At 57.0% G+C, this 14647-nt stretch carries 14 protein-coding genes; 3 read left to right on the top strand and 11 right to left on the bottom strand.

Annotation, left to right across the window (positions count from 1 at the left end):
- Nucleotides 1-232: transposase (locus H151_RS0112935; RefSeq protein ID WP_019962089.1), on the top strand; the 232-nt coding region annotated here is incomplete at its 5' end.
- Nucleotides 233-368: 136 nt separating this feature from the next.
- Here the strand turns inward: H151_RS0112935 and gatB are convergent.
- The 9 genes from gatB to H151_RS0112890 form a co-directional block, all read right to left on the bottom strand.
- Nucleotides 369-1868: an Asp-tRNA(Asn)/Glu-tRNA(Gln) amidotransferase subunit GatB gene (gene gatB, locus H151_RS0112930; protein ID WP_019962088.1), complete on the bottom strand. Its 1500-nt coding sequence runs from the start codon at nt 1866-1868 to the stop codon at nt 369-371.
- A 19-nt stretch (nt 1869-1887) separates the two neighbouring features.
- Entirely contained in the window at nt 1888-2148 is a 261-nt protein-coding gene (locus tag H151_RS0112925) for a hypothetical protein (RefSeq protein WP_019962087.1), read from the bottom strand.
- 3 nt (nt 2149-2151) lie between these two features.
- Nucleotides 2152-3633: an Asp-tRNA(Asn)/Glu-tRNA(Gln) amidotransferase subunit GatA gene (gene gatA / locus H151_RS0112920; RefSeq protein ID WP_019962086.1), complete on the bottom strand. Its 1482-nt coding sequence runs from the start codon at nt 3631-3633 to the stop codon at nt 2152-2154.
- Nucleotides 3634-3639: 6 nt separating this feature from the next.
- Nucleotides 3640-3927 carry an Asp-tRNA(Asn)/Glu-tRNA(Gln) amidotransferase subunit GatC gene (gene gatC / locus H151_RS0112915; RefSeq protein ID WP_019962085.1) on the bottom strand — a complete coding sequence of 96 codons (288 nt, stop codon included), beginning with the start codon at nt 3925-3927 and terminating at the stop codon, nt 3640-3642.
- A 761-nt stretch (nt 3928-4688) separates the two neighbouring features.
- Nucleotides 4689-6284: a Ppx/GppA family phosphatase gene (locus tag H151_RS0112910; protein WP_019962084.1), complete on the bottom strand. Its 1596-nt coding sequence runs from the start codon at nt 6282-6284 to the stop codon at nt 4689-4691.
- Nucleotides 6281-8473: an RNA degradosome polyphosphate kinase gene (locus H151_RS16470; RefSeq protein WP_019962083.1), complete on the bottom strand. Its 2193-nt coding sequence runs from the start codon at nt 8471-8473 to the stop codon at nt 6281-6283. Before H151_RS16470 ends, H151_RS0112910 begins: the two co-directional genes overlap by 4 nt.
- Nucleotides 8474-8490: 17 nt before the next feature.
- Nucleotides 8491-9195, bottom strand: coding sequence for a P-loop NTPase family protein (locus H151_RS0112900; protein ID WP_019962082.1), 705 nt, complete (start codon nt 9193-9195; stop codon nt 8491-8493).
- 32 nt (nt 9196-9227) lie between these two features.
- Entirely contained in the window at nt 9228-10331 is a 1104-nt protein-coding gene (locus H151_RS0112895; protein WP_019962081.1) for a DUF2066 domain-containing protein, read from the bottom strand.
- Between the two features lie 167 nt (nt 10332-10498).
- Nucleotides 10499-10918: a hypothetical protein gene (locus H151_RS0112890; protein WP_019962080.1), complete on the bottom strand. Its 420-nt coding sequence runs from the start codon at nt 10916-10918 to the stop codon at nt 10499-10501.
- Between the two features lie 935 nt (nt 10919-11853).
- On the opposite strand from H151_RS0112890, the gene purM reads away from it, so the two are divergent.
- Together purM and purN are read left to right on the top strand one after the other, a co-directional pair.
- Nucleotides 11854-12891, top strand: coding sequence for a phosphoribosylformylglycinamidine cyclo-ligase (gene purM / locus H151_RS0112885; protein WP_019962079.1), 1038 nt, complete (start codon nt 11854-11856; stop codon nt 12889-12891).
- 2 nt (nt 12892-12893) lie between these two features.
- On the top strand, nt 12894-13586 hold the full coding sequence (purN, locus tag H151_RS0112880; protein WP_019962078.1) for a phosphoribosylglycinamide formyltransferase: 693 nt from the start codon (nt 12894-12896) through the stop codon (nt 13584-13586).
- 214 nt (nt 13587-13800) lie between these two features.
- Here purN and H151_RS16465 read toward each other — a convergent pair whose 3' ends face one another.
- Together H151_RS16465 and H151_RS0112870 are read right to left on the bottom strand one after the other, a co-directional pair.
- Nucleotides 13801-14157, bottom strand: coding sequence for an I78 family peptidase inhibitor (locus H151_RS16465; RefSeq protein WP_019962077.1), 357 nt, complete (start codon nt 14155-14157; stop codon nt 13801-13803).
- Nucleotides 14154-14600, bottom strand: a complete 447-nt coding sequence (locus H151_RS0112870; protein ID WP_019962076.1) for a DNA polymerase III subunit chi — start codon at nt 14598-14600, stop codon at nt 14154-14156. The genes H151_RS16465 and H151_RS0112870 overlap by 4 nt, the downstream gene beginning before the upstream one ends.
- Between the last annotated feature and the right edge of the window lie 47 nt (nt 14601-14647).

Raw genomic sequence — 14647 nt, 5'->3', positions numbered from 1 at the left:
CGAGCGGACCGATGCCCATCGCCTGACGCCCTGGGGCAAGGCTATCTACAAACGCCGAAAGGAAACCGTGGAACGCTCGTTTGCCGATGCCAAACAACTCCATGGTCACCGCTATGCCAGGTTTCGAAGTCTTATACGCGTGCAAACCCAGTGCCTGCTCGCCGCCGCCGCCCAAAACATCAAGACAATCGCAATGGCCCTCACAAAGCCACCCAAACAAGCCCTAGCCTGAGATGGGCGCACCAGCCCCACCCTGAACTGAAACCGCTCAAAATCTCGGAACCAAAACTGCAAAAAAATAAACCCGCCGAAATCGACGGGTTTGTCAGCAGTCTGAGGCCCCGGATTTAATCCGGGGCCGTAACATTTTAATCCAGCAATTTCTTGGTCAGGATATCATTGACCGCTTGGGGGTTGGCCTTGCCCTGCATGGCCTTCATCACCTGGCCCACAAACCAGCCCATGGTTTTGGGCTTGTCTTTAACCTTCGCGGCTTGATCGGGGTTATCCGCGATCAGCTGATCGACCACGGCTTCGATGGCCCCTGTATCAGTGACCTGTTTCATGCCACGATCTTCAACGATGGCTTCAGGGTCGCCGCCCTCTTCCCAGACAATTTCAAACAGGTCTTTGGCGATTTTACCGGAGATAACCTCTTTAGAGATCAGTTCAACAATCTTGCCTAACTGCTGGGGATTAATCGGGCTTTGCGTAATCGAAAGACCTTCTTTGTTCAAGCGGCCAAACAATTCATTATTGACCCAGTTTGCGGCCAGCTTGGCATCGCGCCCTTCTAAAACCGCTTCAAAATAATCGGCGCGGTCTTTATCAGACACCAGCACAGAGGCGTCATAATCGGTTAGGCCCAGCTCCTCAACGAAGCGCTTGCGCTTTTCGTCGGGCAGTTCAGGCAGGCTCGCCTTGATCGCGGCGATGAAGTCCTCTTCCAGGATCAAGGGCAGCAAGTCGGGATCGGGGAAATAGCGGTAATCATGCGCATCTTCCTTCGAGCGCATCGAGCGCGTCACACCCGTACCGGCATCGAACAGGCGGGTTTCCTGATCAATCTTGCCACCCTCTTCGATGATTTCCACCTGGCGATTAGCTTCATATTCAATCGCTTGACGGATGAAGCGCAGCGAGTTGACGTTCTTGATCTCGCAGCGTGTGCCCAAATGCTTGAAATCACCGGTTTCACGGAATTTCGCATAGCCCCCGACCGGACATACCGAAACATTGACGTCCGCGCGCAATTGACCCTTTTCCATATCCCCGCCGCAGGTACCCAGATAGCGCAAGATCGCGCGCAGCTTGGCCACATAGGCTGAAGCCTCATCCGGGGTACGGATATGCGGCTTGGACACAATCTCCATCAAGGCCACGCCCGACCGGTTGAGATCAACATAGGTCGCATTAGGATCAAGATCGTGGATCGACTTACCGGCATCTTGTTCCAGGTGCAGGCGTTCAATACCGACAACGAAGCGCGAGCCATCCTCGCGCTCACACTCGATCTCGCCCTCACCCACGATGGGGTCAGAAAACTGCGAGATCTGATAGCCTTGCGGCAAGTCCGGATAGAAATAGTTTTTACGGTCAAAGCGCGAATGCGGGTTGATCTGAGCATTCAGGCCCAATCCGGTGCGCACAGCCTGGGCGACGCATTCTTTGTTGATCACCGGCAGCATGCCCGGCATGGCCGCATCCACCAGGGAGACCTGGGTATTGGGATCCGCACCAAAGGCCGTCGCCGCGCCGGAAAAAAGCTTGGCCTGGGATTGAACCTGAGCATGCACCTCCAGACCCATGACGACTTCCCAATCGCCCTTCATGCCATGAATGATGTAGCCAGTATCGGTTGCGGTCATAGGGTCAATCCTTCACCTATCAATGCGCGCGCGGCGAGGTCTCATCCTCGTGCGCCCCAGATTGTGTCTCAGTCGATGTCGCGCCGATCTGCGCCAAACTACCGACCCAAAGTTTTATGCGATGGGCCGCGATCAGGGTGGTAATCCCAAAGCCGCCAAATAGCAGGAAAGCTGCACCAAAGGCGGTGATCGCCATGCCCTCGCCCAGCTTTCCACTCATCATCGCTGCGCCCAGTATGCACACGCCCGCACAGGGCAATATGGCAAGGCGCGTATTCATACCTTATGCCCACCAGGCCTGAGGCTTGGCCGTGAAGCCCGCGGCATCTTCCAAAGCCGCACCGACCTTGAACATCGTCGCTTCATCCAGTGCCTTGGTAATGATCTGCAAGCCCAAAGGCAGGCCATCTTTATCAAGGCCCGCCGGGACGCTCATCGCGGGCACACCCGCGATATTGGCCGTCACCGTGAAGATGTCGTTCAAATACATTTCTAACGGCGAGGCATTGGCCTTAGCCCCAATGCCGAAGGCCGCGCTCGGTGTCGTTGGCGTCAACAATGCATCCACCTGAGTGAAAGCATTATTGAAATCTTCCAAGATTTTACGGCGAACTTTTAAGGCGCGCACATAATAGGCGTCATAATAGCCCGCTGACAAAACATAGGTACCCATCAGCACGCGGCGCTGAACCTCTGCGCCAAAGCCCGCCGCGCGGGTTTTCTCATAGGTATCAGCCAGATCTTCGCCTTCAACGCGCACGCCATAGCGCATGCCATCATAGCGCGCCAGGTTGGAGGACGCCTCCGCCGGCGCGATGATGTAATAGGCGGGCAAAGCGTATTTCGTCATGGGCAGGGATACGTCAACAATCTCACAGCCCGCAGCTTTCAGCCAGTCCACACCTTGCGCCCACAGCTTGGCGATGTCTTCGGGCATGCCATCGACGGAATATTCCTTCGGCACCCCAATGCGCAGACCCTTGACCGATTGACCCACAGCCTCGATCCAGTTGGGCACTTCGCCAGGATAGCTGGTGGAATCTTTAGGGTCATAGCCCGACATGGCCTGGGTCAAGATCGCAGAATCTTTGACCGTCTTGGCAAAGGGGCCGGGATGATCCAACGAAGACGCAAAGGCCACAATGCCCCAGCGTGAGCAACGTCCATAGGTCGGCTTCACGCCCACCAATCCCGTAAACGCCGCAGGCTGGCGAATGGAGCCGCCGGTATCGGTCCCGGTTGAGCCATAGGAAACCCCCGCAGCAAGCGCCGAAGCCGCCCCGCCCGAAGACCCGCCGGGCACCAGATTCTCATCCGAGCCGGTTTTGCGCCAAGGATTGATCACCGGACCATGGGCCGAAGTTTCGTTGGAGGAGCCCATCGCGAACTCATCCATATTGGTTTTACCTAGGAAAACCGCGCCTTGATCCCACAGCTTTTGCGTCACAGTGGATTCGTATTCCGGCTTGAAGCCTTTCAAAATGTTGGAACACGCCTCGGTATTCACACCCTGAACGGCGTAGAGATCTTTAATGGCCAGCGGTGCGCCTTCGAGAAGCCCCGCCTCACCCTTGGCGATGCGCGCATCAGAGGCGCTCGCCATCTCAATGGCGCGATCGCCATCAATCACGGTAAAGCAATTGAGCGCCGGATTGATCGCTTCGGCGGCCTTCACATGGGTTTCAGCCAGTTCGCGCGCGGAAAAGTCTTTGTTCTTCAGGCCCTCTAGCGCTTCGGCCAGGGACAGGGATAACACATCACTCATATCACCCTACTCCACAGATTTGGGCACGACGAAAAAGCCCGCATCGGCATTCGGCGCATTTTTCAAAACCTTATCGCGGACATTGCCATCGGTGATGGCGTCTTCGCGCATCGGCAGCGGGGTCACGACCGGGGTGGTCATCGGCTCAACGCCCTCAACATCAACTTCCCCCAGCTGCTCAACCCAATCCAGAATACCGTTCAGTTCCTGGGTCAGCGCCTCTAAGCGCGCGGTGGGTTCAGCAATACGGGCCAGCTTGGCAATGCGCCGGACCTCGTCGGTGGTTACGGACATGGGGGACGTCTCCGGTTGGAAAAACGACGAAACAATGAAGGAAAATGACGTACCAAGGCCCGCGCCCGCGCGCAAGCCTTGGCGTGTATCATGGGGCGCGGCTTTGACAGGGCTGCACGATTTTGGGGCATTATCGCTTTCACAATTTTGGTCCTCGCTTCGCGTGGCCGAAAACCCACAGGGTCTTCTCCATCCAACGCTGCCCCGGACGTGATCCGGGATCCATCGAACCCGCAGGGTTCGCAAGCGCGAATGTCCTCAAATAGCCGATAGGCGGTAGGACAAAGAAAAAACGCGCGCGCGCAGCGAAGCGAGGATTAAAAAATAGTGTCATCCCGGACGAACGCAGTGAGATCCGGGATCTGTTGAGGGTGCCAGCAAAGCGCATAGATCCCGGCTCAAGGCCGCGATGACAGTTTTCATTGAATAGCTCAGAGAACAACGCCCCCTCCGGCCGTTCCGGCCACCTCCCCCGCTTCGCAGGGGAGGATAATCGGGCCTCAGGCCCGCAAGGACGACCGCCCTCAACTAGGCGATAGCCGGTAGGGCAATAAAGAAGTGTCCGCCCGCAGCGAAGCGAGGAAACTTCACAAAAAAACTGTCACCCCAAACTTGATTTGGGGTCTATGCCTGAAGGGGTGAGCGAGGTTCTGGTTGAGCAGAATAATCGTCAAGCTTACAGCATGGATGCCAGATCAAGTCTGGCATGACAAAAAACTCTATATCTGTCATCCCAACTCAAGGCCGCGATTACACATCAGCTAAGCGCTCACTTGAACTTCAGGTTTTACATCCAGGACGGCGGCCAACTGTTCAAAGCGATGCCAGGCCCGCTCGACCATCAAATCCTGGGCTTCACCGGTGATGCGCAGGATCAGACGCTCTTCTTCGCGATGCAGGGTGAAATGGGTCAGCACCTCTTTACACCGTCCGCACAGCGCTGTGCCCAGGCGCAGCGCCAAGCCCACTTGGAGGGCACGCGCCTGCGCTTCCTCGTCCAGGAAATGGGCAATTAAACCCTCATCCTTGGGGCTTTTCTTGCCGGCATAGCGATGGAAGACCGTCAGCGCCAGAAAAGCGCGTTCCGCATGGGAGATCCCGGCAAAGGGCGCATAAAGCACTTCCTGGAAGGAAAGCTGGGCCTGATGATCGGGATGCATGCGCGCGCCCAAATCCGCCAGATGCGCGCCGGCAAAGCGTAAAATCTGATCACGCGGGGCGTTGAAAATTCGCGGAGCCTCCGCAAATAACGGGTCCAACCAATGGGCCAGGCTTTGGCCGAAGCCCGGCATCGGTGCGGTCTGCCAGGCCAGCGCATGGGCCCCGGCCAGGAGGGGATCACCACTGGATAAAAGGCTCTGATCGGAGTGGAAGACCACCCCTTCGCGAAGGCCATAGGCAGAAAAGACCACGCGATCAAACCCGCCCTCTTCAACAATGGTTTTCAACAAAAGCGCCGCATACGGCACCGACCAGGCGCGCTTGGATGAGACCCCTTTAATGCCCGCAATCGTCGCCTCGCTGGCGGCCATCGCAAATTGCGCGGTTTTCAGGACATGAGCGCGATCGAGCTCGAACTGATGCAAGAGTGAGAGCGGATAAAGATCGGCGCGCATCGCGATATAGGCAAAGGCTCGCCAAGCCCCACCCACGGCATAAAAGGTGCGCGGCCCCTCATGCGCGCCCAGCGCGGCCATCAAGGGACGCACTTCATCCAGCTGGGCTTTGACCTCATCAATAAGACGATTTTTGTCCAGGCTTTCGCCCTGGCTCAGCATGGCCAGCGGCCCTAAGCGAAGGGAATGCGCTTCACCGGTCACGCGGCCTAACAGGGGCGTAAATTCCAGGCTCGATCCGCCCAAATCCCCGGCAATACCATAGGCTTCGCCCAAACCGCCTAACACGCCCAGGCTCGACAACTCGCCTTCTTCGGGGCCTGATAGCACTCGGATCGTCAACCCAGACAGGCGTTCAGCCTCGCGCACAAAGCTTTCGCCATCTTGCGCATCACGGACCGCCGCCGTGGCCACCGCATAGCGCGCCTCAATCCCTTTGGCATCAAGCAGCAGCGAGAACCGGCGCAGCGCGCGCAGGGCACTTTCCACCCCTTCAGGATTGAGATGACCGGTTTTACTCAAACCCCGGCCCAGTCCGGCGGTGATTTTCTCGTTAAACACCGGCCACAAAGCCCGCCCTTCCAAACGGAAGGTCACTAAACGCACCGTGTTCGAGCCGATATCAATCACGGCGACATCGCGCACAGGCGCGGGCGCTTCGCTTAAAGCGGCAAAGTCGAGGTCAAGATCAGCCTCGCCCTCAACGGTGCGCCCTAACAGCCGATCGAATAATCCGATCACAGATGATCACCCAAGGATGGCACCGCCGGTGGCTCATCATGTTTCAACGCGGCACCGCGTCCAGACAGAGAGGGATTCTTCATGAAGTAAGTATGTATATTGAAAGGATCTTTCATCCCGCTTGTATCGACCCGGCGATAGCTGCCATCCTCCGTCATATACCAGCTTTGCGACTCATCATTGAGGTTCGCAACCATAATCTGATCTAAAACTTGACGGTGAACGGTCGGATTTTCAATAGGGCATAACACCTCAATACGGCGATCCAGATTGCGCGGCATCCAGTCAGCAGACGAGATATAGACCTCGGCCTGGGGGCTTGGCATCGGGGCGCCATTGGCAAAACAGGCCGCGCGGGTATGCTCTAAGAAGCGCCCCACCACCGATTTCACCCGGATGTTTTCAGACAGGCCCGGCACACCCGGGCGCAGACAGCAGATCCCGCGAATGACCAGCTCACAGCGCACCCCGGCCTGACTGGCGCGATAAAGCGCGTCAATGACCTGGCGATGTACCAGCGAGTTCATCTTGATCCAGACACCTGCGGGCTTACCCGCTTTGGCATTTTCGGTTTCGCGCTCGATCTTCTTGATGATCAGCTCTTTCATGCCCAAAGGCGAAATGGAGAGCTTTTCCAGAGCGGTCGGGCGTGCATAACCGGTGACGAAGTTGAAAACCTTGCTGGCATCGCGCCCAATAGCCGGATCAGAGGTGAACAGCGACAGGTCGGTATAGATCCGCGCAGTAATTGGGTGATAATTGCCCGTCCCGACATGGGTATAGGTGCGCAATTCCCCGCCTTCACGGCGAACCACGAGGGATAATTTGGCGTGGGTTTTATATTCGATAAAGCCATAGACCACCTGAACCCCGGCACGTTCCAGATCGCGCGCCCATTTCAGATTGGCTTCCTCATCAAAGCGCGCCTTAAGCTCGACCAGCGCGGTGACATTCTTGCCCGCTTCGGCGGCATCGACCAAAGCGGCCACAATGGGTGAGTTTTTTGAGGTCCGATAAAGCGTCTGCTTAATCGCGATCACATCAGGGTCGGCTGCGGCCTGGCGCAAATATCGCACCACCACATCAAAGCTTTCGAACGGGTGGTGGACCACCAAATCCTTGGCTCGGATCGCGGCAAAACAATCCCCACCATGATCTTTGATCCGCTCAGGGAAGCGCGGCTCATACGGTGTAAAGGCCAGATCTGGGCGATCATCCGGGATCAATTGCGAGAGCTGGGATAGGCCCATAATGCCATCGACCAGAATGACATCGTGCTGACTGGCATTGAGTTGCTGGATGATGAAACGGCGCAAATCCTCCGGCATGGAGGCTTCGATCTTCAAGCGTACGATCACGCCGCGCCGGCGTTGTTTGAGCAGGGCCTCAAACTCACGCACCAGATCTTCGGCTTCTTCTTCCAGCTCGATATCGCTATCACGGATCAGGCGGAAAGCCCCCTTACCCACCAGCTCAAAGCCGGGAAATAGCGCATCGACGAACAAGATCAGCACGTCTTCCAGCGCGATATAGCGCTTGATCGGATGGCCTTTGCGGTCCTTACGCTCGGTCGGGATCTCCACAAAGCGCTTGACCCCATTGGGCAAAGGCAAGAGCGCATTCATCGCGCGCCCGTCTTTTTCATGTTCCAATTTCAACGCAACCGCAAAGCCCAGATTGGGAATGAACGGAAACGGGTGCGCAGGGTCAATCGCCAACGGGGTAATCACCGGCAAGGTGTGCGCCAGGAAGTCATCGCGCAGCCACGCCTTCTCCGCACGGGTCAGCTCTTCGGCCTTCACCACCTGAACCCCGGCCTTATTCAGCTCATCGCGAATATGGGTCCAAAGATTTTGTTGGTGATCCATCAAAGCGCTGGCGGCTTCGTTGATTTGTGAGAGTTGCTGGCTGGGCGTCAAACCATCTTGACCCGGACGGTCATGGCCATTGCGCACCTGGGCACGCAGGCCCGCCACCCTCACCATATAGAACTCATCCAGATTGCTCGCTGAGATCGAAAGAAAGCGCAAACGCTCCAGCATCGGATGATGGATGTTTTCGGCTTCTTCCAGCACGCGCTTGTTAAATTCCAGCCAAGAGAGCTCGCGATTGATGAAGCGCTTGGGCGAATGCATCAACGCTTTGAGATCCTTCTCGGCATCGCTGATGGGTTTAGAAGGCGTGCTCATCTTTGAAATCCCTATAATTATTGCGCGTCGTGGTCGCCAAATTCGTCTTTTAGTAAATCGCTTAGCACCTCTCGGGCAAGGGTGCGAGTGACAGGTTTTTTGCGCGCCAGCGCTTCACGGTCCAAAGTGGTGGTCAAAGCGCGGGCGAAATCGACCGAACGCTCCATATGGGTCAGAACATAATCAATCACGCCCGCGCCCAAGGGCGTGCGCCGATCGCGAAATAACTTCTCAACCACCTGACGCAGCAAAGCGTCATCGGGCTCCTGTAACACCGCCATTTCCGCTGCGCCCAGGCGCGACACCAGATCAGGAAGGCTTACCCCCCACTCCAACGGGGGCTTGGCCGCCGTCATCAACACGGTGACCCCCGCATCCCCGGCGGCCCGATTAAGCAGATGGAACAGGCCTTCTTGATCAACACCGTGATGACAATCTTCCAAATAGACCGAGGCGCCCCGTCCGACGGTTTTCAGGCCTTGAGTGAGGGTTTTGGGATCAAGCGGCGTCGCGCGCGTGCGCGTTTTCCACATATGGGTGAGATGGGTCTTACCGGACGCAGGCGGCCCGATCAGCAGCAAATGACCATGGCGCCAGCGCGGCCAGCGATTGACCAAGGCCAGCGCACTGGCATTGGCTTCGCTGATCGCAAAGCTTTCCGCACGATAATCCGGACCCAGGGATAAATCTAAAACGAGTTGACGCGCACGCGCAGAGGACAAAGCCTATACCTCAACGACTTAACAGAAGGGACTTAATTGCGTGCACGAACGGTCCAGCCCAGATCACCCTCTTCACTTAAGACCGCTCCACGTTCACGCAACACACTCTCCAATTGCCCGCGTGCGCCGCGATAGGTCAAGGTCATCACCGCACCATCGCGCGAAATAGCATCCAGACGCGCATCACGCACCAGGGACGCCCCGGCAATCGCGGTTTGCAAATCGCGCCATTGGGTCAAGGAGGTAAAAAGGACACTGACCTCCATCTCGCTCTCGCTCAGATCGCGCACGATTGAGGCTTCTTTCCAGGCGTGTTCACGCGCCGCGACAAAGCGCTTAGCCGCCTCATCATAGCCGCCAGGACCGGCCAAATCGCCCATGCTTTCACGCTGGGGGGGAATTTCAGGGTCGGCACTAAAGGTCAGGATTTGGCCAGCAACCCGAACATAACCCTCTGATTCGCGTGCGACCAAGAGCGCGATTTGATCCACACCATAAAGGCGCGCCACTTCGCGAAGCACGCCTTCATCGCCCCTCATGGCCGCTTCATTGGTCAACAACGCCCGGCCCAGCGGAGCCTGATCTTCGCTGACCTGACGGCCCAAAGTGCGCACCGGCGTCAAGGCATTGGCGAAATTCATCCGCTGCCAGACATCAAACCATGGTCCTGCCCAAACATAAGCCGCGCCATCGCGTTGTAGAACAGGAATGACCAAGGTGGGACGCGCCTGCGCCTCCACGAAAGGCAAACGATTGTTATTGAGATAGGCCGACACCGCGCGGCGATCAAAATTGACGCTGAGATCGGCGATATAGCGCGTGGCCGAGCGTTGCTCATTGGCGATCTGAAGCCCGGCCACCATGGAGGCCGCACTGGCGCGATCCAAAGGCGGTAGATCCGCCATCATGCGATCTTCGGCCAGGGTCAAGCGCTCAATCAAGCGTTCAGCGGCTTGGCGTTGACCTTCGGCCATGGCCGCAGTTTGCGCTGCTGTGGCCGTCTCTGCGCGCGCATCAATACGCACGCCCGAGACCGCGAAGGGATTACCCGCCTGGGCCAGGCTGGGCGCGGCCATAGCGCCCAAGAGGGCGACACTGGTGATGAGTGCTGTTACAACGCCTTGAAACCGGATCATCTCATCGTCCCCACGCTTTAGACACTTCGGGCCATCGCCCCCACTACTCGCGCGAGACTATAGCGATATCGCGCCGCGAGAAAAGCCTTACTTCTGCCCAGAGCGATCCAAGCTGACATCCAACTTAGAGCGCACAAATCACACATGCGCCAGAAAAACCTGCCCCTTTATGCGTCCTGCACATCCTGCTGGGTGTTTTCGCGCGTCTTTGAAGGGGGAAAGGCCAAAGTAATGATAGTCGGGAAAATTAAGCCCTTGAGGTAGGATAGAGGGTGACGCCCCTCAACAAAACTCACCTCAAGACCGCCCATATGCGCCCATATTTGCGACGCAACCAACGCGCCAATAGAAAGCCACATCACCCACAAGGCTTTGCGCTGACCCAACACAACGAAGATCAAGCTCGTCGCAATCATCGCACGGAGGATGGATTGGCCGTGCTCAAACCGGCTCATCTCGGCTCCAGCACCGAGCGCATAAACGTCAATCAAAGTGTAAATATGAAAAACGATAAGCAAACCTGCCAGCAAATAGACAATCAAATGCCGAACGAGCCGCGCCGCTTTATTATTCAAAATCTCAGCCATATCACCCCCTTTTTTAACAACTCAATATGAAACACTTTGATATGTCAAACGGGAGCCTACGCTAAACTCGTGGGTTATCGGATTAAATTAACATTACATGAATTCTTTCCGCATGTGTGGGTGCCGTCGTCAGGATTTAAAACACTCGCTGTTACCCTCAAACTTGATTTAGGGTCCATGCCGGATGGGATGAGCAAGATTCTGATAAGCCAAAGTAGGATGCAAACTCGCGGCATAGATGCCAGATCACGTCTGGCATGACAGAAAGGGCGTGCTCCCCTGTTTACGGGGGAGCTGTCAGCGAAGCTGACTGAGGGGGCATGAGGACACAGATACTTACACTCAAAGCATCCCCATAGTGTCATCCCGGACGAATGATAATGAGATCCGGGATCTATTGAGTTTGCCCTTTTAGGTGCATGGATCCCGGCTCAAGGCCGGGAGCCCGGTTGAGAGAGTTGCCTCTACGCGGCCCCGGACTTGATCCGGGGTCCATTGACTTGGATGCCCCCTCCGGCCTTTCAGGCCACCTCCCCCGCTTTGCAGGGGAGGACATATCGGGCGATGAGCCCGCAACCGCGAACGCCCTCAAGTAGGCGATAGCCGTTAGGGCAAAAAAACGCGCGCCCTCAAGTAGCCGCAAGGCGGTAGGGCAAAGAAAAACGCGCGCCCTCAAGTAGGCGATAGCCGTTAGGGCAAAGAAAAACGAACGCCCACAGCGCAGCGAGGATTAGGTAAACAGCATCGCGGCCCCGGACTTGGTCCGGGGTCTATGATTAAACCCGGCAGGATTCGCAAGGCCAACCCTCCGCTAGCAGCGAGAGCAGCCCCCAACCATAGGAAAACAGTGTCAGCAGCCACGCTGACTTGCCAAAAGCGATGCTTTCATGTCCACTCGCGCCAAACCCCTCTTACCAAGATAACAAGCTGGAGCTGTGCGCGTGGCCAACTCAACTCCCGAACAAGGTCTGACCTATGCCGGTGCTGGCGTCGATATTGATGCTGGTGATGCGCTGGTCGATGCGATCAAGCCGCTGGCAGCCTCCACCGCGCGTCCCGGTGCCGATGTGGCGCTAGGCGGATTTGGCGGAGCCTTCGACCTGAAAGCCGCCGGTTTCCAGGACCCGATTCTCGTCTCTGGCACCGATGGCGTCGGCACCAAATTAAAGCTGGCGATTGACAGCGCTATTCTGGACACCGTGGGCATTGATCTGGTCGCCATGTGCGTCAATGACGTGCTGGCCCAGGGCGCAGAGCCGCTCTATTTCCTGGATTATTTTGCCACCGGAAAGCTGGAGCCGGGCGCAGGAGCCAAGATTGTCTCAGGCGTGGCTGAAGGGTGTCGGCGCGCCAAATGCGCTCTGATCGGCGGGGAAACTGCAGAAATGCCGGGCATGTACCGCGATGGGGATTTCGATCTGGCAGGCTTTGTCGTCGGTGCGGCGGAGCGTGGATCGCTGCTGCCGCGTCTGGATGACATGAAGCCGGGCGATGCGCTGATCGGGCTGGCCTCCTCTGGCCCCCATTCCAATGGCTATTCGCTGGTGCGTAAAGTGATTGAGCATGCGGGCCTAAAAGGGACCAGCGAAGCCCCCTTCGCCCCTGGCCAAAGCCTTCATGAGGCGCTGCTCACCCCGACGCGGATCTATGTCGAGGCGCTGCTGCCCTTGATCCGCGAGGGCGCGATCAAAGGCCTTGCGCATATCACAGGCGGTGGCATTACCGAAAATACCCCGCGCATGCTGCCCAAGCATCTCGATTTCGAGGTTGATTACGACGCGTTTGAGCGCCCGGCCGTCTTTAAATGGCTGCAAGGTGCGGGTAATATCGCGGAAAGCGAAATGCGCCGGACATTTAACTGCGGCATTGGCATGATCGTCTGCGTCGATGCCGACACCGCGCCCGGCGTCTGCCAACGCCTTAATGACCAGGGCGAGCCCGCCTGGATCATCGGACACGTAAAGGCCAAATAAGCATGGCAAAAACGAAAATCGCGGTTTTGATTTCCGGGCGGGGATCGAATTTGCAGGCCTTAATCGATGCCTGCAAGAACGAAGAATATCCAGCTGAAATTGCTTTGGTTTTATCCAATAAAGCCGATGCCGCCGGATTGGAGCGCGCCGCCGATGCAGGCCTTGAAACCCTGGTGGTCGATCATAAAGCCTATGAGGACCGTGAAGCCTTCGAAGCGGGCCTTGATAAGGCCCTCAAAAACGCGGGCATTCAAATCGTCTGCCTAGCGGGTTTTATGCGCATCCTGACGCCCTGGTTTGTTGATCGCTGGCGTGATCGGGTGATCAATATCCACCCCTCACTTCTGCCCGCGTTTAAGGGCGTGCATACCCATGAACGGGCCTTGGAAGCGGGCGTGCGCATTCATGGCTGTACGGTGCATTATGTACGCTCAGAAATGGATGCAGGCCCCATCATTGGTCAGGCCGCAGTGCCCGTCTTAAAAGATGATGATGCCAGCACATTAGGGGCACGCGTGTTAGAGGCCGAACACCGGCTCTACCCCGCCTGTCTACGCCTGGTCGTCGAAGGTAAGGCGCGTGTGGCCAGCGAGCATGTGCCCATGCGCGGTAGTGTTGAGGCCGGACAGCGCCTGTTCAACCCCTCCCCCTTCCGCTCCACTCAAAACGATGTGAAGCCCGACAACGCCGCATAGGTGGGCGCGCTTCACGCGAGCCGCTGGATTGTATTGCCCCGTAATGCAAACGGGATGCAGGCCCTTGAACGTGATGGGACTTGATGGGAGTGATCTCGATCATGGCACCAGTGCCTGCCCCCACGGCGCCAACCGACATCCTAAGGCTAGATCTGAAATCTAAGACACTTTGATCGCGCGCGCTAACCTGGCACAGCTCATACGGAATTAAGACTTAGCCGCAATAGACGCGGTGAACGCGGTCTTGAGGGTCCACCACAATGTTCAACCGCTCGGGGCGATAATCCTGGGTCACCATATCATGCTGACCATAGATCCGGTGGGGACGGGGCAAGCTCGGCTGGTGAACTTCCATGATGGCTTGACCAACCAAGCGCTGATACAGCGCATCACCGCAGCCCATGGCAATGTCAGAGCCTGACCCCCCATCGCTATCGGTGTCGACCAATTCACTTTGGGTGGGATTATCACCACCCAGCGTCGCGGCGCAGGCGCTGAGCGTGAGACCCGCGAGGACAACCACACTGGTTGCTAAAATCGGTTTCACGAAAGGCGTATTCAAATAGCTCATGCCTTTTTCTCCCAACGGCCGGTTTCACTCTGTTGCCAATAGGAAACGGACCAACCCGCCGCTTTGTTCCGACGCCACACCGCGCGCGCCAGATCAAGGCGGGCCGCATCGTTACCGTCAAACATATACACCACGCGCTCAAACCCGTCCAAAGGTTCCGCCCCATCAATACAAAATAGCATTGTGGCCGTATTAAGATTTTCCCCAGTGTGGCTTAAAAGTATCGGTTGTTCGCTCGCCATCGGGCGATCTTCGCGGCCATGAGCGAGAAAGCTGTTTTCGCGAAAGGTCCACAGATGCGAATCAAGCGCGTCCATGCGCCCTTCATCGGGACTGACCACCAAGGCACGCCCGCCGCGCTCCAACACTTTGGTCAATAATTCGGGCAAAGCCTCTTCCACCGGCGATTGGGTAAGGTGATAAAACCATAAATCCTGGCTCATGGGCTTTTCCCTTCACGTCAGATAGGGGCCTTAACGTCAAACGGGCG

This window comes from Woodsholea maritima DSM 17123, from assembly GCF_000382325.1.
Taxonomy (GTDB): domain Bacteria; phylum Pseudomonadota; class Alphaproteobacteria; order Caulobacterales; family Maricaulaceae; genus Woodsholea; species Woodsholea maritima.
The sequence above is the reverse complement of the archived record's forward strand: the minus strand, read 5'-3'. Positions and strand labels throughout refer to the sequence as shown.